The sequence below is a fragment of the Streptomyces sp. NPDC052101 genome (assembly GCF_040680235.1).
Lineage (GTDB): Bacteria > Actinomycetota > Actinomycetes > Streptomycetales > Streptomycetaceae > Streptomyces.
Window position 1 is genome coordinate 1 of sequence record NZ_JBFAWH010000025.1, and the last position, 19,889, is coordinate 19,889.

Genomic DNA, 19,889 nt, shown 5'->3' on the forward strand with positions numbered 1-19,889 from the left:
GCGAGGTCCGCATCAAACTCCAGGGCCCGCGCAAGACCACCGTGCTGCGCCTGGACCGGCACCGGGTCAAGCCCGACCCGGCGCTCTTCGGCGACCTGAAGGTACTGCTCGGCCCCTCCTGCCTGGTGGGCTGACGGCGTGTCGGGGGCGGTCCCACCGGGACCGCCCCCTTGAGTAGATGGGCAACAACTACCCCTGTATCAGGGTCAGCTGAAGACCACCGTTCGGTTGCCGTGGATCAGGACGCGGCCCTGGCAGTGCCAGTTGACGGCGCGGGCCAGCGCCAGGCGTTCGGCGTCTCGGCCGACGGTGACGAGTCGGTCGGGGCCGGATCGGTGATCGACGCGGATGATCTCCTGCTCGATGATCGGTCCTTCGTCCAGGTCGGCGGTGACGTAGTGGGCGGTCGCGCCGACGAGTTTCACTCCACGGCGGTGGGCCTGGTGGTACGGCTTGGCTCCGGCGAAGCTCGGCAGGAAGGAGTGGTGGATGTTGATGGCCCGGCCTTCAAGGCGCTTGCACAGGTCGTCCGAGAGCACCTGCATATAGCGGGCGAGGACGACGAGATCGATACGGTGTTCCTCCACCAGCGCCAGCAGCCGGGCCTCTGCCAGTGGCTTGGTGTCGGCCGTCACCGGTATGTGCTCGAACCGTACGCCTTCGGCCGCGGCCAGCGGGTGGAGATCGGGATGGTTCGAGACCACCAGGACGATCTCGGCGTCCAGGGCGTCGCTGCGCCAGCGGTAGAGCAGGTCGGCCAGGCAGTGGTCGAACCTCGACACCATGACCAGCACACGTGGCTTGTGCGCGGCGTCCCTGAGCTGCCATTCCATGCCGAACTCGGCGGCCACGGGTGCGAAGGCGCTCTGCAGACCGCCCAGGGTGACCCTGGTGTCGGAGGTGGCGAAGCCGGTGCGGAGGAACACGATGCCGTTGTCGGCGTCGTCGAACTGCTGGTGCTCGGTGATGTCGGATCCGTGCCCGAGGAGGAACGACGTCACGGCATGGAGGATGCCGGGACGCTCGGGGCAGCTGAGGGTGAGGACGAACTCGCTCTTGACGCTCATCCGGTGCTTCCCCGGTATTCCGTGCAGGCGTCGAGCAGCCAGGTGGCCAGGTAGGACGCGAACGAGGCGCGGACCAGCAGCCAGACACCGGATGCTCCTTCTCCTCGCACCACGAGCGTGACCGGGGCCTGCGCCAGCAGGGTGTTCAGGCAGGAGCCGACGGGGGTCACCCGGGGATCCAGATCGATGGCACAGCCCTGGGCGAGTACCTTGCGGACGAGGTGCCCGGACAGTGCCAGCGTGGTGCGCTGTGCCGAGACGTCGGTGACGGTGGCGAAGCCGTCGTCACCGATGGCCGACCGCAGTTGCGCGACAAGGTCCTGCTGCCGGCCGTCGGGAGCCACCAGGAGCCATTCGTCCGGGCCCATCCACAGCAGCTTGACGTCGCCCGACAGCTCGGCGCGCACGGGGCCCGGCAGCGTGATGCCGAGGCAGGCCTCGACGGCCTCGGCCGCGGGGCTGCCGGGCTCCACCCGCAGGGTGAGCTGGGCCAGGAAGGGCAGTTCCCGCACCTGTAGCCCGGTGGGCAGCCGCGCGAAGCTGTCCTGCCACGCGGCCAGGGGGCTGAAGCGAGCGGGCGTCTCAACCGTCACGGCGGGTTCCCTCCTTGTCGAAGAGCACAGGGTCGGTCACGGTCACGGCGACGGTGCGGCCGTCCAGCGGGACGTAGAGGGTTTCACCGATGCGCGCGCTGCCCGACCGCACCAGAGCCAGGGCGAACGTCCGCCTCAGGGCGTCGCTGCGGTAGCTGGAGGTGACGTGGCCGAGCATGGGGACCGGTGGCTGCGGAATGCTGCTGGTGGCGATGATCTGGGCGCCTTCGGGCAGAAGGGTCCGTTCGTCGGCGGGCAGCAGGCCGACGAGTTGCTTGCGGTCGTCGCGCTGGTTCTCCGCGCGGGCGAAGGACCGCTTGCCGACGAAGTCCGGCTTCTTCTTGGACACGACCCACGACATGCCCAGGTCCTGCGGGGTGACGGTGCCGTCGGTGTCCTGCCCGATGATCGGGTAGGCCTTCTCGGCACGCAGCACGTGCATCGTCTCGGTGCCGTACGGGGTGATGCCGAACGCGCCGCCGGCCGCGAGGAGGGCCTGCCACACCGTGATGCCGTACCAGGCGGGCACGTTGATCTCGTAGGCGAGTTCGCCGGAGAAGCTGATGCGGCACACGCGCGCCGACACGCCGGCGACTTCGGCGTCCTGCCAGGACATGAAGGGGAAGGCGTCGGTGCCGACGTCCAGTCCCGGGGCTGCCAGGGCCAGTACGTCGCGGGAGCGCGGGCCGACCAGGGGGATCGTCACCCAGTGCTCGGTGACGGAGGTGAGGCGCACGCGCAGGTCGGGCCACTCCGTCTGCAGCCATTCCTCCATCCATTCGAGGATCTTGGCCGCGTTGCCGGTGGTCGTGGTCAGCAGGTACTCGTGCTCGGCCACCCGGATCACGGTGCCGTCGTCGATGGCCATGCCGTCCACGCCGCACATCACGCCGTAGCGGATCCGGCCCACCTTGAGGGTGCTCATCATGTTCGTGTAGAGCCGGTCCAGCAGTACGCCGGCGTCCGGTCCCTGCACAGTGATCTTGCCGAGCGTGGAGCCGTCCATCAGCGCGACGCCGGTGCGGGCGGCCCGGCACTCGCGCAGGACCGCGTCCTCCATGGTCTCGCCGGCCCGGGGGTAGTACCAGGGACGCTTCCACTGGCCGACGTCCTCGAACAGGGCGCCGTGCTCGACATGCCAGGGATGCAGCGCGGTCACCCGGACCGGGTCGAACAGCTCCCCGCGGTTGCGGCCCGCGAGGGCGGCGAAGGCGACCGGCACGGCCGGCGGGCGGAAGCTTGTGGTGCCGAGGTCGGCGACGTCCACCCCGAGTGCCTCGGCGACGATGCCCGAGGTCATCACGCCCGACGTGCGGCCCTGGTCATGGGCGGTGCCGATCGTGGTGTAGCGCTTGACGTGCTCCACCGAGCGCAGGCCGGCCCGCGTCGCGCGAAGCACGTCGGACACGAGGGCGTCGCGCTGGAGGTCGACGAACTGGTGGGAGCCGTCCTGGGTGTCCCGCGGGCTAGGGACCCGCCAGAGCACCCGGGTGGGTGCCCCGGGCGGGAGCGGGGCGGGAGTCGGCAGGGCGATCGTCCGGCCGGTCCTGCCGATGGCCGTCAGCGCCCGCCGGGCGGCGTCGACCCCGTCGGAAAGACAGCCGGCGAGGGTGAAGGTGCCGCCGGCCGATCCCGCCGTACGGACGTTGCCCGGCCCGTGGTCGGGTACGAAGGCGCCGGTCGCGGCGTCGTAGCGCAGCGTGCCGCGGGCCTGGCTGAACAGGGCCACCGCGGGGTTCCAGCCGCCGGAGACCAGCAGCAGATCGCAGTCGATGCCCTGCCGGTCGCCGAGGCGTTCCTGGCTGAAGGCGGCTACGTGGGCACGGGAGACGTGTTCGGTGCCGCTGGTGCCGGTGACCACGTGGCCCGCGCGTACGGCGATACCGCGCCGGGCGCATGTGGTGTGCCAGTGCGCCGGCACCTCCTCGCGAGCGTCGATCACCGTGGCGATCTCCACGCCCGCGTCGGCCAGTTCGAGTGCCGCCGGATAGGCGCTGTCGTTCGTGGTGAACACGACGGCCCGCCGCCCGGGGAGCACGCCGAAGCGGTTGAGGTAGGTGCTTGCCGAGCCGGCCAGCATGATGCCGGGGCGGTCGTTGTCGTCGAAGGCGACCGGGCGCTCGTAGGCGCCGGTGGCGTACACGACCTGCTTGGCTCGGATGCGCCAGATCCGCTGCCGCGAGACATGGGCGGGAGCAGCGGCACCGAGGTGGTCCGTGCGCTTCTCCAGGGCCAGGACGAGTCCGTCGTCGTAGTGGCCGAAGGCGGTGGTGCGCTGCAGCACTTGCACGTCGGCGCAGCCATCGAGTTCGGCGACGACGTCATCGACCCAGGCGGTCGCCGGTGCGTCGTCGAGGAGTTCCCGGCTGCCGAGCAACGCCCCGCCGGGCCGCGGGAGTTCGTCGACGAGGATCACGCGGGCTCCGGCCCGGGCTGCGGCCAGGGTGGTGGCCAGCCCCGCCGGGCCGGCGCCGACGACCAGGACGTCGCAGTGGGCGTGCATGGTGTCGTAGCGGGCGCAGTCCGGCCGGCTGCTGAGCCGGCCCTGGCCGGACAGGCCCCGCGCGACGAGGCCGTCGTACAGCTCCACGGTGGTGGCGGTGAGCATGGGCTCGGGGAAGGGCGCTTCGATCTGCACGAGCGCGTTGGGCTCCTCGGTTCCGGCGGCCATGACACCGCGCGGCCGGCCGTACCTGATGCTGTCGGCCACGTGGTGCACGCCGTTGGCCAGCAGGGCCGAGGCGAGGGTGTCGCCGGGGTGGCCGGTGTAGGTGGTGCCGTCGAAGGTGAAGGAGAGCGTGGTGCCGCGGTCGATGTGACCGTGGCCGCGGGCACGGAACGGGTTGTTCATCAGCCGGCCTCCCTGCCCGTGCGCTGCGGAGCGGCGGGCGCGGTGCTCGTGGTGAGGGGGCGCGGGGCCCGGATGCCGTAGACCGCGAGGAACTCGTGGGTGACGGTGTCGCGCAGGGCGTTGAACCAGCGTCGGCAGCCGGCCGCATGCACCCACCGCTCGGCGAACGGACCCTTGGGGTTGTCGCGGAAGAAGACGTACTGGGCCCACTGCTCGTCGTCGAGCGCGTACGGGTCGTCGGGGTAGGCGACGTGTGCCTGCCCGCCGTAGTGGAATTCGATCTCCTCGCGCTCACCGCACCAGGGGCAGGCTATGAGCTGCATGTGGATCTCCTTGGCTGGGGCGGTGGTCAGTGGGCGACGGCGGCCGCGCCGTGCTCGTCGACCAGGGCGCCGGTGGTGAAGCGGGAGAGGGTGAAAGGCGCGTTGTAGGGGTGCGGTTCACCGGTGGCGATGGTGTGCGCGTAGCACCAGCCGACGCCCGGGGTGGCCTTGAAGCCGCCCGTACCCCAGCCGCAGTTGAGGTAGAGGTCCTCGATGGGGGTCAGGCCGACGATGGGCGAGGCGTCCGGAGTGACATCGACGATGCCGGCCCAGGTGCGCAGCATGTGGGCGCGCGCGAAGACGGGGAAGAGTTCCAGCGCGGCGGCCATCTGGCGCTCCAGGATGTGGAACGCGCCCCGCTGTCCGTAGCCGTTGTAGCTGTCGATCCCGGCGCCCATGACCAGCTCGCCCTTGTGGGCCTGGGAGACGTACACGTGCACGGCGTTCGACATCACCACGGTCGGGTGCACCGGTTCGAGCAGCTCCGAGACCAGCGCCTGCAACGGGTGGCTCTGCAGCGGCAGCCGCAGGCCGGCCAGGGAAGCCAGTACGGAGGAGTGGCCTGCGCCGGCGAGCGCGACCTTCCCCGCGGCGATGGGGCCGCGCGTGGTCCGCACGCCCCGCACGCGGCCGCCCTGGATGTCCAGGCCGGTGACTTCGCAGTCCTGGATCAGGTCGATGCCGTAGTCGCCCGCCCTGCGGGCGAAGCCCCAGGCCACGTAGTCGTGCTTGGCGATGCCCGCGCGCGGCTGGTAGGTGGCGCCGAGCACCGGATACCGGACGTCGGGCGAGATGTTGACGATGGGGCAGACCTTGGCGACCTCGTCCGGCTCCAGCCACTCCGCGTCGATGCCGTTGAGCTGGTTGGCATAGACACGGCGCTTGCTGTCGCGGATGTCCTGCAGGCTGTGGGCGAGGTTGAGCACGCCGCGCTGGCTGAAGAGGATGGGGTAGTCGAGGTCCTCTTCGAGGGTCTCCCACAGCTTCAGCGCGTGCTCGTAGATGCCGGAACTCTCGTCCCAGAGGTAGTTGGAGCGGATGATGGTGGTGTTGCGGGCCATGTTGCCGCCCGCGAGCCAGCCCTTCTCCAGGACGGCGACATTGGTGATGCCGTGGTTCTTGGCCAGGTAGTACGCGGTGGCCAGGCCGTGCCCGCCGCCGCCGACGATGACGACGTCGTAGGACGGCTCGGGGTCTGGGTTGCGCCACAGGAAGTCGGGGTGGTCGGGGAGGACGTCGCCGGGGGTGGGGGGAACGGTGTCGCGCGGATGCATCACTGAGCGGCCTCCCGGGCCGCGAGGTGCGGATCGACGGGGTAGAGCGGGAAGCGGTCGGTCAGGACCTGGACGCGTCGGCGCAGCGCGGCGGCGGTCCGGTCGTCGAAGCCGGGCAGGAAGGCCGTGGCGATGATGTCGGCGACCTCCGTGAACTCCTGCGCCCCGAAGCCGCGGGCGGCCAGGGCCGGGGTGCCGATGCGGACGCCGGAGCTGACCATCGGCGGGCGGGGGTCGAAGGGGACGGCGTTGCGGTTGACGGTGATGCCGATCCGGTGCAGCCGGTCCTCGGCCTGCTTGCCGTCGAGTTCGCAATGGCGCAGGTCCACCAGCACCAGGTGCACGTCGGTGCCGCCGGTCAGCACACTGACTCCGGCCGCCTTGGTGTCCTCGGCCAGCAGCCGCTCGGCCAGGATCGCCGCTCCTTCCAGGGTGCGGCGCTGACGGTCCGCGAACTCCGGCTGGGCGGCCATCTTGAAGGCCACGGCCTTTGCCGCGATGACGTGTTCGAGGGGGCCGCCCTGCTGGCCCGGGAAGACTGCGGAGTTGATCTTCTTGGCGAGTCCGGCGGTGCACAGGATCACACCGCCGCGGGGACCGCCGAGCGTCTTGTGGGTGGTGGTGGTCACCACATGCGCGTGAGGTACCGGCGAAGGGTGCAGTCCGGCGGCGACCAGCCCCGCGAAGTGGGCCATGTCGACCATCAGACAGGCGTCGACCTCGTCCGCGATACGGCGGAACTCCGCGAAGTCGAGGTGGCGGGGGTAGGCCGACCAGCCGGCCACGATGAGCTTCGGCCGGTGCTCGTGGGCAAGCTTGCGGACCTGCTCCATGTCGACGCGGTGGTCGTCCTCGCCGACCTGGTAGGCGACCGCCTTGTACAGGCGCCCGGAGAAGTTGATCCGCATCCCGTGGGTGAGGTGGCCGCCGTGTGCCAGGTCCAGCCCCAGGATCGTGTCGCCGGGCTGGAGGAGGGCGGCCATGACCGCCGCGTTGGCCTGCGCGCCGGAGTGGGGCTGCACGTTGGCGGACTCGGCGCCGAACAGCTGCTTGACGCGGTCGATCGCGATCTGCTCCACGGCGTCGACGTGCTCGCAGCCGCCGTAGTAGCGGCGTCCGGGGTAGCCCTCGGCGTACTTGTTGGTCAGCACCGATCCCTGGGCCTGCAGGACGGCGAGCGGCGCGAAGTTCTCGCTCGCGATCATCTCCAGGGTGCCGCGCTGCCGAGCCAGCTCCGCCGCGATCGCCGTGGCGATCTCCGGGTCGAAGTCGTCGAGCTGAGCGCTGAGATGCGCGGATCGGGCCGCTCGCTGGTCGGAGGTGTGGGAAGTCATGAGAACTCCCTGGGGAGCGACTGAAAGTCAACTGATATATCAACCTGCTGCTGCGATACGCTAAGAGGACGGATCGGGTCGCGTCAAGGGAGGATTCCGGGTGAGTGCGTCGACCGTCGCTGGTCAGGGCGATGGAACGCTGGCCGATCAGGCCTATCGCTCCATCTCGGACCGTCTGGTGACCCTCCAGATCCGCCCCGGTGAGCCCATCAACGACGAGCGGATCGCCGCCGAACTCGGCTTCGGGCGCACCCCGGTCCGGGAGGCCCTCAAGCGGCTGGAGCACGAGCGTCTCATCGTCGCCTACCCCCGGCGCGGAACGTTCGCCACCGAGGTGCAGATCGCCGATCTCGGACACATCTCAGAAGTCCGCAAGCAGCTCGAACCTCTCGCGGCCGGCCTGGCGGCCCGACGCGCCGGCGAGGACGACCGCGCCGCCCTCGACCGGCTGCTGGCGCACCTGGCGGACGCGTCCAACGGCGGCACGGACCTCATCCGGCTCGACATGACCGTGCACCGGGCCATCTACGCCGCGACCCGCAATCCGTACCTTGAGGACACCCTGATCAGGTACGACAACCTGGCCACGCGGATCTGGTGCCTGTTCCTCGACCGGCTGCCGGGCCTGGCGGGCCATGTGCACGAGCACGGGCCCCTGCTGCGCGCCATCATCGACGGCGACGCGGAGAAGGCCACCGCTCTCGCCGCGGGGCACGTGGAGGGGTTCGAGGCGGCGATCCGCAGCGTCATCTGACGCTTGTCCCGTACCTGGAAGTGTGCTTGGCCGTTCCTGCGTCACGGGTGTACGGGAACGCTTGGCCGTTCCTGCGTCACGGGCGTATGGGAAGAAGCTCTTGCATCGCCTGCGGCCGGGTGCCGGGCCTGGCTCGTCATGGCCCGGCGCGTCGCCGCGGCCATGCGGCGGACCGCTTCGGTGATCAGTTCGGGGGAGGTGGCCAGGTTCAGCCGGGCGTGTCCCGCGCCCCCCGTCCCGAAGGCAGGCCCGGAGTTGAGGGCGACTTTGCCGTGTTCCAGGAAGACGGCCGCAGGGTCGTCGCCCAGGCCGAGGTCGCGGCAGTCCAGCCAGGCGAGGCCTGCCTGCCAAGGTCGTCCACATGTGCGGAGCGACGTCGTCCTCCGGGAGCTGGGCAATCATGTACCGGACACAGCGCTCGATCTTCACCCGCCACAAACGGGCCGCCTCGTTCCCGTCGGCGTTGCGCAAAGCGTCGTGAACGGCGGTGTCCTCGTCGGTGATGGTGTCGCAGGCCTGGCTGTAGTCCATGTCCAGGACCGTGACGAACATGCGCAGACGGGCCGTGAGGCGTTCGAAGGTGGTCGCGGCCTGCGGCAGGTCCGCGATGCGGGCGAGGGCGTCCTGGTACCTCAAGTCGACTTCGCGGATGCGGAGATGGTCGTTGTCCCTGGCGGCGGCGCGGACCTCCGCCAGCGCCGCCGAGGCCGGGGCGAGGTTCTCGCGGCCGAGCATGGCGATGCGGCGCATGAGCAGCGCGCCGAGACTCGCGCGCAGGGCGTAGAGGTCGAGCACGTCCTTCGCCGTGACGGCGGGCACCGCGGTCGCCCCGCCGGGCAGCAGGTCGAGCATGCCCTCTTCGGCCAGGGCATGCAGGCCCGCGCGCACCCCTCGGCGTGACAGGCCGAGGCGGAGGGCGAGCCGGGCCTCCGGAATGCGGTCACCTGGCCGGTAGCCGCCGGTGAGGAGGGCTTCGCGCAGCAGACCGACGACAGGGTCGGCCGTGACGGGGGCACCGGGCGCGACGTCGGGGGACGTGATCTGTGCCGCCCTGGGCGGAGCGTGACGGTCGAGGGCGCGCACATCCTGCGCGTTCGAGTCATTGTCAGGCCCACAGATGGTCGGGCTGTCGTACGACGGGCGCGGAGCGGCGATCCGGGTGAAGGCGGCTGCGGAGGGGGTCCAGGTGCTCGACCAGGTCAGCAGCGCGTCGCGGAGGCGGGGCACGCCGGGTGTGACGTCACGGGGGAGCTGGGCATGGGCGGCGAGCAGACGCTGGGCCTCTTCGGTCCACGCCTCAGGGCTGGGCGCGTGGTGCCAGCGCAGCCGCGGGGACACGGCCGCATCCGGTCCGCCGAGGGCCGCGCAGGCGTGAGTGGGTACGCCGTACGCCGGCAAGTGCACCCGTGTCCCGCTCCCCACCGCCGCCGAGCGCACCTGCTCCAGGAACGCGCCCAGCGTGGCGTGGTCCGTGCCGGGCGTGTCCGCGCCGTGCTGCTTGCCCCGCAGGGCCGCGAAGGCGCAGGCCACGGCCAGCACGTGCGATGCCTCCTGGTCCTGGCCGAACAGCCGGTCCGCCGGGGCCGCCGCAGCGGTGCGTGCGGCTCTGCCCCGTCCCGTCCGGGCCGTCACCGCGAGCACGCACAGGGGCGGGGCGATGAACAGGCCGACCGCCTCCTCGGCATGGTCCGTCAGGGACCACGTCCGGCGCGGCCCCACCGTGGCGCGGTCCTCCCGCTGGACGCGGTAGGTGCGCCAGATGCGATTCACCGTGCTCTGGCTCAGGCCTGTCTCGGCGGCCATGGAACGGGTCGACCAGGACTGCCGGGCACCAGGCGGGGGCGGGGTCAGGGTGCGGACGAGGACGTGGGCGACGGTGTCGTCGTCGGCCGTGGGAGGCCGGCCGGGACGGGGCTGTTCATCCAGGCCGTCCAGCCGTTCGGCGAGGAAGCGGGCGCGCCACTACTCTGAAGTTCGCCGAACTCGTCGCCGATCTCCTGCCGCCGGGAGTGCTGAACGTGGTGAACGGATACGGCGCAGCCGCCGGTGCCCGGCTTGCCGAGCACCCGGACGTGAACATGATCGCCCTGACCGGTTCGGCCGCCAGCGGTCGCGCCGTCGCCCGCGCCGCTGCCGACAGCCTCAAGCGCGTGCACCTCGAACTCGGCGGCAAGGCCCCGGTGGTGATCTTCCCCGACGCCGATCTCGCTGCTGCTGCCTCGTCCCTGCGCGTCGCGGGCTTCTGGAACTCCGGGCAGGAGTGCGGGGGGCCGCCTGCCGCGTCCTCGTCCACGAGTCCGTCGCCGAGCGATTCGTCGACCACCTCGTGGGCGAGGTCCGCGCTCTGGTCGTCGGTGAGCCGCAGGCCGGCGAGGACGTCGAGGTCGGCCCCATGGTCTCGAAGGCCCACTTCGACCGTGTCACGGGGTACCTGGCGCGTGCGAAGAAGGAGGGCATCCGGGCCGCGACCGGGGGCGGGGCCATGGAAGGGCCCGGTTACTTCGTGGCCCCGACCGTGCTGGTCGACGTCCCCGAAGGAGCCGAGGCGGTCGAGACCTTCACCGACGAGGAGGAGGCGGTACGGCGCGCCAACGACGTCCCCTTCGGCCTGTCGGCATCGGTGTGGACCGAGAACGCCCGCCGCAGCCACGACATCGCCGCGCGCCTCGACTTCGGAACCGTCTGGGTCAACTCGCACCTCGTGCTGGCCGGCGAAGTCCCCTGGGGCGGCTTCAAGGGCTCCGGCTACGGCCGGGACCTGTCGGTCTACGCCCTGGAGGACTACTCGCGCACCAAGCACGTCATGCACAACCACGGACGCTGACAGCGCACCGGCGACTGCACCGACAACGCCTCCGGCGCGGCGCGCTCCGCCGACAAGGCGGGCGGAGGCGCGCGGACAACCGCTGCCGGCCTCGCTCGCCCCTCGCCGCCGCGACCTCCGCGGAATCATCGACTGGCGCACCGACGAACTCGCCCGCCCGGGCGTTCCGATCCCGCTGAACACCTACGTCACCGGCCCGACGCTTCTCGAACAGCCGTGGGACGTCGTGATCGTCGCGACCGGCGGCATGCCCCGGCACCCTCGCCCGAGGAGGCGCACCGTGGAGATCGCCACACCCGAGCGAACACCGTCACCCGGACATGCGAAACGTTGTAGCCTCCGGAGACCGCCCTTGACCTGCACCAGCAGGCAGGGAGCAGACGAATCGGGAGTCTCTTCGTGTTTCGTACCATGTTCAAGTCCAAGATCCACCGTGCCACCGTCACCCAGGCCGACCTGCACTACGTGGGATCCGTGACCATCGACGCCGACCTGCTCGACGCCGCCGATCTGCTGCCCGGCGAGCTGGTGCACATCGTCGACATCTCCAACGGCGCCCGCCTGGAGACGTACGTCATCGAGGGCGAGCGCGGCTCCGGGGTGATCGGGATCAACGGGGCGGCCGCCCACCTCGTGCATCCCGGAGACCTGGTGATCATCATCAGCTACGCCCAGGTCAGCGACGCCGAGGCGCGGGAGCTGAAGCCGCGCGTCGTGCATGTCGACGCGGACAACCGGATCGTGTCCCTCGGCGCCGACCCCTCGGAGCCGGTGCCGGGCTCGGACCAGCGGCGCAGCCCGCAGGCCGTCGGGGCCTGACCGGGAGGACGCGGCGGACCGGACCGGGAGCGCGCCGCGCCCGGGTGCGAGCGGGTGTGCGGGCGTGTCCCGGCCGGTGTCCGGGCCGTCCGCTCGCCCTGTCGGGTGAGTGGCGGCGCGGGCGTCGGGTAGGCGGGGGAGTAGTCCAGAGGCGACGCCCCGCGACAGCCCGGAGGTGACGCCCCGCGACTGCCCGGAGGACTGTCATGACGAATCCCTTCCCCGACCCTGTCCCGCCGGGCCCGGCGCCGGGCCCCGGCCCGACCCCGCCGGACCCCTACCCGAGCCCGGTCCCTCCTCCCGAGCCGGGTCCGCAGCCCACTCCGCCCCCACCGGGCCCCGAGCCGACGCCCCCGCCGGCACCCCCGGCCCCGGGCCCGCCGGAGCCCTCCCCGTCCCCCATTCCGCCGGGCCCGGAGCCCGTACCGAACCCCGAGCCGGGCCCACCCCTCACCTGAGGGACACCGGCCGCCGCGAAGGGGCGTGGGCGTGAGTTCTCCGCTGCCTCAGGCGGACACCTCCGACCGGTCACCGCCCCACAACGTGTGGAACGACCCCTCCCGGTCCACCCGCCGATACGTGTGCGCCCCGAAGAAGTCCCGCTGCCCCTGCGTCAAGGCCGCCGGCAGGCGAGAGGCCCGCAACGCGTCGTAGTACGCCAGCGCCGCCGCGAACCCCGGGGTCGGCACACCCTGCCGCACCGCCGCGACCGCCACTTCACGCCAGTCGTCCTGCGCGTCGGCGATCTCGCGGGCGAACGTCTCGTCCGACAGCAGGCTGGGCAGATCGGCGCGGGCGTCGTACGCGGCGCGGATGCGGTCCAGGAACGCGGCCCTGATGATGCAGCCGCCCCGCCAGATCGAGGACACCGCGCCGAGGTCGATGTCCCAGCCGTACTCCTCGCTGCCCGCGGCGATCTCGTGGAAGCCCTGGGTGTACGACACGATCTTGGACGCGTACAGCGCCTGCTCGACCCGGTCGGCGAAGGCCGCCGCCTCCGCCTTGCCCAGCGGGGCCGCCTTCGGGCCGGCCAGCCCCTGCGAGGCCTCGCGGAGCTTCGCGTGCCCGGACAGCGAGCGCGCGAAGACGGCCTCGGCGATGCCGGACACCGGAACGCCCAGGTCCAGGGCGATCTGGACCGTCCAGCGGCCCGTGCCCTTCTGCTCCGCCTGGTCCACGACCACGTCCACGAACGGCTTGCCCGTCGCCGCGTCCACATGGGACAGCACCTCGGCCGTGATCTCGATCAGGTACGAGTCGAGACGGCCCCTGTTCCAGGTGCGGAAGATCTCCGCGATCTCGGCGGGGGAGTATCCGGCGACATCGCGCAGCAGCTGGTAGGCCTCGCCGATCAGCTGCATGTCGGCGTACTCGATGCCGTTGTGGACCATCTTCACGAAGTGGCCGGCGCCGTCGGGGCCCACGTGTGTGACGCAGGGCGCGCCGTCCGCCGCCTTGGCGGAGATCTTCTCCAGCATCGGGCCCAGCGAGTCGTACGACTCCTTCGGGCCGCCCGGCATGATGCTCGGCCCGTGCAGCGCGCCCTCCTCGCCGCCGGAGACGCCCATGCCGACGAAGTGGATGCCCTGCTCGCGCAGCGCCCTCTCGCGGCGGCGGGTGTCCGCGAAGTGCGCGTTGCCACCGTCGATGATCATGTCGCCGGGCTCCAGCAGCGGCGCGAACTCCTCGATCACGGCGTCGGTCGGCTCACCGGCCTTGACCATGATCACCAGCCGGCGGGGGCGCTCCAGCGCCGCCACGAACTCCTCGGCGGTCTCGGCCTTGACGAAGTCGCCCTCGTCGCCGAACTCCTCCACCAGCGCCTTGGTCCGCGCCACCGTACGGTTGTGCACGGCGACGGTGTAGCCGTTGCGGGCGAAGTTCCGGGCGAGGTTGCGGCCCATGACCGCGAGGCCCGTGACGCCGATCTGCGCTGAAGTGCTCATGCCGCCTGCTCCCTGGTCTGCCTGGTGACTACGGCTCCGTCAGTACGGGTACTCGCCCATCCTTGCGTGCCGCTGTGGCGAGCGCACATCCGACCCGCCAGGCTCGAGTACGCGGTGGCGGCGCCGGAAGCCTCAGTGTTCCGCGAAGAAGAGCAAGCGAAGAAGAGCAAGCAAGGGCCGTTCCCGGCCACTTGGTTGGCGTGGGAGGCCGGTTTTCCGTCTTGTCATGGCCTGTTCGCCGCGCTTATTTTTGCCCCTCCTGACGCATGCCGAGGGGAATTCGGACATGGCCGTACGCGGCCGGCACCGCCGGTACCAGCCGAACAGGATCAACCGCGCCTCACTCACCGTCACGGCGGGCGGCGCCGGCCTCGCGATCCCGCTGGTCGCCGCCGGCACCGCCGACGCGGCCGACGCCTCCACCTGGAACAAGGTCGCCGCCTGCGAGTCCAGCGGCGACTGGAGCATCAACACGGGCAACGGCTTCTACGGCGGGCTGCAGTTCACCCAGTCCACCTGGGAGGAGTACGGCGGCACCCGGTACGCGCCGCGCGCCGACCAGGCGACCCGGAGCCAGCAGATCGCCGTCGCCGAGAAGGTCCTCGACGGGCAGGGGCCGGGCGCATGGCCGGTGTGCTCGCTGCGGGCCGGACTCACCCGCGGGGACGCCGACCCCGGCGGGCACACCGAGGGCACGCACACGGAGAGCGTGCATACGGACAGCGCCGCCACCCGGGCCGTTCCGGTCCGGAAGAAGAAGGCCGTACCGGACGTACGGCCGCAGACCACCCCGCAGTCCCGCGCGGGCCGGGCCGAGATGTACACCGTGGTGCACGGCGACACGCTCTCCGGGATCGCCGAGGAACACCACGTCCGCGGCGGCTGGCACGGGCTCTACGCGGGCAACCGCGAGACCGTGGGCGCCGATCCCGACCTGATCCTGCCCGGTCAGCGGCTCACCCTGCACGGCAAGGCCACGCCCGGCGGCGCGTCCACCAAGTCACCGAAGAAGAAAGCCTCTTCGGGGCACAAGACCGCAACGCACCGGACCACGAGCACCGGCCGTACGCTCGTCGCGCCCGTCGACGCGCCCATCGGCACCGGTTACCGCGCCGCGGGCGCGCACTGGTCGAAGGGCTACCACACCGGCATCGACTTCCTCGTGCCGACCGGCACCTCCGTGAAGGCCGCCGAGGCCGGGCACGTGGTGGACGCGGGCTGGGGCGGCGCGTACGGCTACCAGGTGGTGATCCGGCACGCCGACGGCCACTACACCCAGTACGGCCATCTGTCCGCCATCTCGGTGCGGATCGGGCAGAGCGTCGGCGCGGGCCAGCGCATCGGCCGCTCCGGAGCCACCGGAAACGTCACCGGCCCGCACCTGCACTTCGAGGTGCGGACCGGACCCGACTTCGGTACGGACATCGACCCGCTCGCCTATCTGCGGGCCGGCGGCGTCAGGATCTGACCCGCGTACGGACCCGCACAGGGCGGCGGGCCGGGACCGGCAGCGGCACCTGGATGCCCGCGGGCAGTGTGGTGTACATGGGGAGCACACGGCTGGGCGGCGGCGGTTCGCCGTCGGCGCCCTCCCCGGCGCCGTCCGGTTCCGGAGCCAGCAAGCCCCACGGCACGTGCGCGTCGAGCGCGCCGGCTGCCTCGGGCAGCCCGGCCCGCTCGGCCGGCTCCGCCTCGGTCTCCTTCGCCGCCCGCTGCCGCGGCAGGCCCCGCAGGGCTTCCCTCCCGGCGGGGGCTGCCGCGGCAGCCGGTGCGGCGCCGGGCGTGGCGGCGTCCGGCAGGGAAGGTGCCTCGGTGTGCTCGATCCGCTCGGTCGTCAGCATGATCAGGCCGCCCGCCGCCAGGACGCCGCAGCACACGGCGAGCGCGCTGCCCATAGCGCCGTAGCGGAACGTCTCTCCGAACATCAGGATGCCGACCGCCGCCGCCAGCACCGGGTTGGCCACGGTCAGCGTGGCCAGCGGGGCGGCGAGGCCACCGCCCCGGTAGGAGGCCTGGGACAGCACGACGCCGGCCACGGCGAACAGGCCGATCACGGCGAGCGAGGGCAGATCGTCGAGGTCGATGCCGTGGGTCCAGTCCTCGGCGACGGTCTTGGTGAACACCGACGACATGCCGAACGCCACGCCGGAGGCGGTGGCGAGCAGCACGCTGCGCACCGCGGGGTGCCGGTGCGCGGCCAGGCCGGCGCACATCAGCGCCGCTACGGCGCCGCCGGTGACCAGCGCGAGAGCGACCCGCTGGGCCGTGTCGAGGGAATGGGTGTCGGAGGAGCCGACCAGGGACAGCAGACCGGCGAGGCCCACCGTGGCCATGACGGCGCCGCGCCAGGCGGTCGCCCCGGCCCTGCGGCCGACGAACAGCGCGGCCATGGGCAGCGCGAAGACGATGGTCAGCGCGCCGAGCGGCTGGACCAGGCTCAACGGGCCGTAGGCCAGGGCCACTACGTGGAGCACACCGCCGAGACCGTTGAGCGCCAGCGCCCCCCACCAACTCGGGCGGCGCAGCGGCATGTACGCGCTGTCCGGGGAGGACACCGCCACCTGCTCCTGCACGATCGCGCCGCCCGCGTAGGCGAGGGCGGACACGAACGACAGGAGCACGGACAACGCGAGGGCGCTCATCCGCGTCTCCCCTGCGTGAGGCCGGGGCCCTGAGCCCGGCGCGGCGTACGGTCGGCATCCATGGGCAACACTCTGCCCGCCCGCGCTCTTCCCGTCGTCGTACCTGAGCACGCAATGCCTCCTACTGCCGATGGAGTACACCAGCCGTGCGATCATCCTCGGGACGGGTGCCGCGAGGCCCGGCACCCTGTGCGGCGGACCGGCAACGGGCCTGGTACCAGTACATGTCGTGGACCTCGACCCCGCTCTCGACGCCCTCCGCCCGCTGGGCGGCTTCTTCCGTCTGCGTACGCACCCGGGTCCGGCCGAAGCCGCCGGCGCACCGGATCCCGGCCGGCTGCCGACACTCGCGCAGGCCTACGAAAGGGTGACGGCGGATGCCTCCCATGACGCTCTGACGGGGCGGGTGGCCCTGGTCGCCGGCCGGCTCCGCACCGCCGAGCCGCGCGTCGCCGCCTCCATCGCCCAGCAGTCACTGGCCGCCCGGCTGTGGTCCGCCGCTCTCGGCTGTGCCGTCCTGTACGGCCGCCTGCCCGACCTCGACCCGCGCCTGCTGCGCTGGGACCCCTCCGCCGCCGCCCCCGACGACCTGTACCTGACCGAGGTGCGCCCGCTGCCCGGTGACGCCGCCACCCTCGCCGCGACCGTACTCGACGGTCATCTGCAGCCCCTGGGGGAGGCGTTGAGAGCCCGCTTCGGCTGTGCACCCGGGCTGCTGTGGGGCAACGCGGGCTCGGCGCTCGCCGGGGCGGCCGGGGCACTGGACCGCTGGGCCCGCGCGCACGGCCGTACCGACGAAGCCCGCCGGGCCGGCGCCCTGACGGACGAACTCCTCGCCCACCCACTGCTGCGCACGACCGGCACCCGCACCGGCACCGCCTTCCGCCGCCGCAGCTGCTGCCTGTACTACCGGGTGCCCGGCGGCGGAGTCTGCGGCGACTGCTGCTTCCTGCGCCCGCCGCGCTCTTCCCCGGACGCCGCATCTGGGTGACCATGAGAGGAACCTGCCGCCGGGACAAGGGGGTTGTCGGGTGCGAGTGGGACTGCTGACCCGGGAGTACCCCCCGGATGTCTACGGCGGCGCCGGCGTCCATGTGGAGTTCCTCGCCCGGGAGCTGACCTCCCTGGTGGACCTGGAGGTGCACTGCTGGGGCGAGGGCCGCGGCGTCGGCGTCGTGCGCCACCGCCCCTGGTCCGCGCTCGACGGCGCCAACGACGCGCTGCGCACGTTCTCCGTGGACCTGGCCGTCGCCGCCGCCCTCGAAGGCCGCGAACTCGTCCACTCCCACACCTGGTACGCGAACCTCGCCGGCCACTTCGCCAAGCTGCTGTACGGCGTCCCGCACGTGGTCACCGCCCACTCGCTGGAGCCGCTGCGCCCCTGGAAGGCCGAGCAACTGGGCGGCGGATACGCGCTGTCGAGCTGGGCCGAACGCACCGCAGTCGAGGCCGCCGACGCGGTGATCGCCGTGTCCGGCGCCATGCGCGAGGACGTCCTCGCCTGCTACCCGGCGCTCGACCCGGCCGCCGTGCGCGTCGTGCACAACGGCATCGACACCCGCCTCTACCGGCCCGACCACGGCACCGACGCCCTCACCCGGCACGGTATCGACCCCGACCGCCCGTACGTCCTGTTCGTGGGCCGGATCACCCGCCAGAAGGGCGTGCCCCATCTGCTGCGCGCGGTACGGGACATCGACCCCGGCGCCCAGGTCGTGCTGTGCGCGGGCGCGCCCGACACCCCGGAGATCGACCGGGAGTTCCGGGAGCTGTTCCAGGAGCTGAGCCGGATCCGCGCGGGCGTGTTCTGGATCCCGCAGATGCTGCCGCGCCCGGAGGTGATCCAACTCCTCACCCGTGCCGCCGTGTTCGTCTGCCCCTCGGTGTACGAGCCGCTCGGCATCGTCAACCTGGAGGCAATGGCCTGCGGCACGCCGGTCGTGGCCTCGCGGGTGGGCGGCATCCCCGAGGTCGTGGAGGACGGCAGGACGGGCCTCCTCGTCGACGTGGACGACGCCTTCGAGGAGGGCCTCGCCCGGGCCCTGGACACCGTGCTCGGCGACCGGGAGACCGCTCGGGGGATGGGGGAGGCCGGACGGCGGCGGGCGGTCCTGGAGTTCGGCTGGGACACGGTGGCCCGGCGCACGGCCGCGCTGTACGAGGAGATCCTCAAGCAGGCTTAGTCCCGTCTGCTCGGGGCAGCCATGGTTCAACCAGGGTGAGGGGAGCGGCCATGCGTCGTGGAGGGCCTTCCGTACTCGGGATCGTACTGGCGGGCGGCGAGGGAAAACGTCTGATGCCGCTGACCGCCGACCGCGCGAAACCAGCCGTCACCTTCGGCGGCACCTACCGGCTCGTCGACTTCGTCCTGTCCAACCTCGTCAACGCCGACGTCCTGCGCATCTGCGTCCTGACCCAGTACAAGTCGCACTCACTGGACCGGCACATCACCACCACCTGGCGGATGTCCAGCCTGCTCGGCAACTACGTCACCCCGGTCCCGGCGCAGCAGCGCCTCGGCCCCCGCTGGTACCTCGGCAGCGCCGACGCGCTCCTTCAGTCCCTCAACCTGGTCCACGACGAACAGCCCGAGTACGTGGCCGTGTTCGGCGCCGACCACGTCTACCGCATGGACCCGCGGCAGATGCTCCGGCAGCACATCGAGGGCGGCGCGGGCGTGACCGTGGCCGGTATCCGGGCGCCGCGCACGGAGTCCTCCTCCTTCGGGGTGATCACACCGGGCTCGGACGGGCGCGCCGTCGAGCGCTTCCTGGAGAAGCCCGCGGACCCGCCCGGACTGGCCGACGACCCCGAGTGCGTCTTCGCCTCGATGGGCAACTACATCTTCACCACCAAGGCCCTGGTCGAGGCGCTGCACCGGGACGCCGAGGACGAGCAGTCGGTGCACGACATGGGCGGCTCGATCCTGCCCCAGCTCACCGCGCGCGGCGAGGCCCAGCTGTACGACTTCGGCGACAACCACGTGCCCGGTGAGACCACCCGTGACCAGGGCTACTGGCGGGACGTGGGCACCCTCGACGCCTACTACGAGGCACACATGGACCTCATCGCCGAGCGCCCGGCGTTCAACCTCTACAACCGCCAGTGGCCCATCTACACCCACTCGGGCCAGCTCTCACCGGCCCGCTTCAACGCGGGCGGCATCGCGAGCGAGTCCATCATCAGCGCGGGCTGCCTGATCCGCGGTCAGGTCACCCGGTCGGTCCTCTCTCCCGGCGTACGGGTCGACCCGGGCGCGGTGGTCCAGGGTTCCGTGCTGCACGACAACGTGCGCGTCGGGCGGGGCGCGGTGGTGCGCGGCGCGGTCCTGGACAAGAACGTGGAGGTCCCGCCCGGCGCGACGATCGGCGTCAACCCGGACCGGGACGCGGAGCTGTACACCGTCTCCCAGGGCGGCGTGATCGCCCTGGGCAAGGGGCAGCGGGTGTCCTAGGCCCCGCG

The 19,889-nt window shown here is 71.9% G+C and carries 15 protein-coding genes and 3 pseudogenes; 8 read left to right on the forward strand and 10 right to left on the reverse strand.

What is annotated here, in order from left to right; translation table 11 throughout:
- Positions 1–206: 206 nt before the first annotated feature.
- The 6 genes from purU to glyA are packed head-to-tail and all read right to left on the reverse strand — an operon-like array spanning position 207 to position 7,442.
- Positions 207–1,067, reverse strand: a complete 861-nt coding sequence (purU, locus tag AB0L75_RS32740; RefSeq protein WP_365188334.1) for a formyltetrahydrofolate deformylase — start codon at positions 1,065–1,067, stop codon at positions 207–209.
- Positions 1,064–1,660 (reverse strand): sarcosine oxidase subunit gamma family protein, encoded by a 597-nt coding sequence (locus AB0L75_RS32745; protein WP_365188337.1) that lies wholly within the window; start codon positions 1,658–1,660, stop codon positions 1,064–1,066. The genes purU and AB0L75_RS32745 overlap by 4 nt, the downstream gene beginning before the upstream one ends.
- Positions 1,650–4,511 (reverse strand): 2Fe-2S iron-sulfur cluster-binding protein, encoded by a 2,862-nt coding sequence (locus AB0L75_RS32750; protein WP_365188339.1) that lies wholly within the window; start codon positions 4,509–4,511, stop codon positions 1,650–1,652. The genes AB0L75_RS32745 and AB0L75_RS32750 overlap by 11 nt, the downstream gene beginning before the upstream one ends.
- Complete coding sequence (locus tag AB0L75_RS32755) at positions 4,511–4,834, reverse strand: sarcosine oxidase subunit delta (RefSeq protein ID WP_365188341.1); 324 nt, start codon at positions 4,832–4,834, stop codon at positions 4,511–4,513. Before AB0L75_RS32755 ends, AB0L75_RS32750 begins: the two co-directional genes overlap by 1 nt.
- 26 nt (positions 4,835–4,860) lie before the next feature.
- Entirely contained in the window at positions 4,861–6,108 is a 1,248-nt protein-coding gene (locus AB0L75_RS32760) for a sarcosine oxidase subunit beta family protein (RefSeq protein WP_365188344.1), read from the reverse strand.
- A complete protein-coding gene (glyA, locus tag AB0L75_RS32765; protein ID WP_365188347.1) occupies positions 6,108–7,442 on the reverse strand; it encodes a serine hydroxymethyltransferase in 1,335 nt (444 codons plus the stop codon). The genes AB0L75_RS32760 and glyA overlap by 1 nt, the downstream gene beginning before the upstream one ends.
- A gap of 100 nt (positions 7,443–7,542) precedes the next feature.
- On the opposite strand from glyA, the gene AB0L75_RS32770 reads away from it, so the two are divergent.
- Entirely contained in the window at positions 7,543–8,196 is a 654-nt protein-coding gene (locus AB0L75_RS32770; protein ID WP_365188350.1) for a GntR family transcriptional regulator, read from the forward strand.
- Between the two features lie 152 nt (positions 8,197–8,348).
- Here the strand turns inward: AB0L75_RS32770 and AB0L75_RS32775 are convergent.
- Together AB0L75_RS32775 and AB0L75_RS32780 are read right to left on the reverse strand one after the other, a co-directional pair.
- Positions 8,349–8,534: pseudogene (locus AB0L75_RS32775) on the reverse strand (pyridoxal phosphate-dependent aminotransferase); the annotation flags it as partial.
- A gap of 148 nt (positions 8,535–8,682) precedes the next feature.
- Positions 8,683–10,131: pseudogene (locus AB0L75_RS32780) on the reverse strand (GntR family transcriptional regulator); the annotation flags it as partial.
- A gap of 83 nt (positions 10,132–10,214) precedes the next feature.
- Here AB0L75_RS32780 and AB0L75_RS32785 point away from each other — a divergent pair.
- From AB0L75_RS32785 to panD, 3 genes and pseudogenes are all read left to right on the forward strand, one after another.
- Positions 10,215–10,400: pseudogene (locus AB0L75_RS32785) on the forward strand (aldehyde dehydrogenase family protein); the annotation flags it as partial.
- Positions 10,401–10,456: 56 nt separating this feature from the next.
- Complete coding sequence (locus AB0L75_RS32790; RefSeq protein WP_365188353.1) at positions 10,457–11,020, forward strand: aldehyde dehydrogenase family protein; 564 nt, start codon at positions 10,457–10,459, stop codon at positions 11,018–11,020.
- Positions 11,021–11,419: 399 nt separating this feature from the next.
- Complete coding sequence (gene panD, locus AB0L75_RS32795; protein WP_365188355.1) at positions 11,420–11,839, forward strand: aspartate 1-decarboxylase; 420 nt, start codon at positions 11,420–11,422, stop codon at positions 11,837–11,839.
- Between the two features lie 506 nt (positions 11,840–12,345).
- Here panD and gndA read toward each other — a convergent pair.
- On the reverse strand, positions 12,346–13,785 hold the full coding sequence (gndA, locus tag AB0L75_RS32800) for an NADP-dependent phosphogluconate dehydrogenase (RefSeq protein WP_365188358.1): 1,440 nt from the start codon (positions 13,783–13,785) through the stop codon (positions 12,346–12,348).
- A gap of 286 nt (positions 13,786–14,071) precedes the next feature.
- On the opposite strand from gndA, the gene AB0L75_RS32805 reads away from it, so the two are divergent.
- Entirely contained in the window at positions 14,072–15,253 is a 1,182-nt protein-coding gene (locus AB0L75_RS32805) for a transglycosylase family protein (protein WP_365188361.1), read from the forward strand.
- Here the strand turns inward: AB0L75_RS32805 and AB0L75_RS32810 are convergent.
- Positions 15,243–16,427, reverse strand: coding sequence for a DMT family transporter (locus AB0L75_RS32810; RefSeq protein ID WP_365188364.1), 1,185 nt, complete (start codon positions 16,425–16,427; stop codon positions 15,243–15,245). The genes AB0L75_RS32805 and AB0L75_RS32810 overlap by 11 nt on opposite strands.
- 229 nt (positions 16,428–16,656) lie before the next feature.
- Between AB0L75_RS32810 and AB0L75_RS32815 the strand changes: the two genes are divergently transcribed.
- From AB0L75_RS32815 to glgC, 3 genes are read left to right on the forward strand one after another with little or no spacing between them, the layout of a single operon-like run.
- The gene (locus tag AB0L75_RS32815) at positions 16,657–17,418 is read left to right on the forward strand and encodes a (2Fe-2S)-binding protein (protein ID WP_365188570.1); all 762 of its coding nucleotides are present in this window, start codon (positions 16,657–16,659) and stop codon (positions 17,416–17,418) included.
- Between the two features lie 40 nt (positions 17,419–17,458).
- Positions 17,459–18,610 (forward strand): glycogen synthase, encoded by a 1,152-nt coding sequence (gene glgA / locus AB0L75_RS32820; protein ID WP_365188367.1) that lies wholly within the window; start codon positions 17,459–17,461, stop codon positions 18,608–18,610.
- Between the two features lie 50 nt (positions 18,611–18,660).
- The gene (gene glgC / locus AB0L75_RS32825; protein WP_365188370.1) at positions 18,661–19,881 is read left to right on the forward strand and encodes a glucose-1-phosphate adenylyltransferase; all 1,221 of its coding nucleotides are present in this window, start codon (positions 18,661–18,663) and stop codon (positions 19,879–19,881) included.
- Positions 19,882–19,889: the final 8 nt, after the last annotated feature.

Excerpts from the sequence above, each read along its gene's own strand:
- AB0L75_RS32750 (WP_365188339.1), bottom strand. The coding sequence starts at position 4,511 with ATGAACAACCCGTTCCGTGCCCGCGGCCACGGTCACATCGACCGCGGC.
- gndA (WP_365188358.1), bottom strand. The coding sequence starts at position 13,785 with ATGAGCACTTCAGCGCAGATCGGCGTCACGGGCCTCGCGGTCATGGGC.
- AB0L75_RS32810 (WP_365188364.1), bottom strand. The coding sequence starts at position 16,427 with ATGAGCGCCCTCGCGTTGTCCGTGCTCCTGTCGTTCGTGTCCGCCCTC.
- glyA (WP_365188347.1), bottom strand. The coding sequence starts at position 7,442 with ATGACTTCCCACACCTCCGACCAGCGAGCGGCCCGATCCGCGCATCTC.
- AB0L75_RS32805 (WP_365188361.1), top strand. The coding sequence starts at position 14,072 with ATGGCCGTACGCGGCCGGCACCGCCGGTACCAGCCGAACAGGATCAAC.
- AB0L75_RS32755 (WP_365188341.1), bottom strand. The coding sequence starts at position 4,834 with ATGCAGCTCATAGCCTGCCCCTGGTGCGGTGAGCGCGAGGAGATCGAA.
- glgC (WP_365188370.1), top strand. The coding sequence starts at position 18,661 with ATGCGTCGTGGAGGGCCTTCCGTACTCGGGATCGTACTGGCGGGCGGC.
- AB0L75_RS32760 (WP_365188344.1), bottom strand. The coding sequence starts at position 6,108 with ATGCATCCGCGCGACACCGTTCCCCCCACCCCCGGCGACGTCCTCCCC.
- purU (WP_365188334.1), bottom strand. The coding sequence starts at position 1,067 with ATGAGCGTCAAGAGCGAGTTCGTCCTCACCCTCAGCTGCCCCGAGCGT.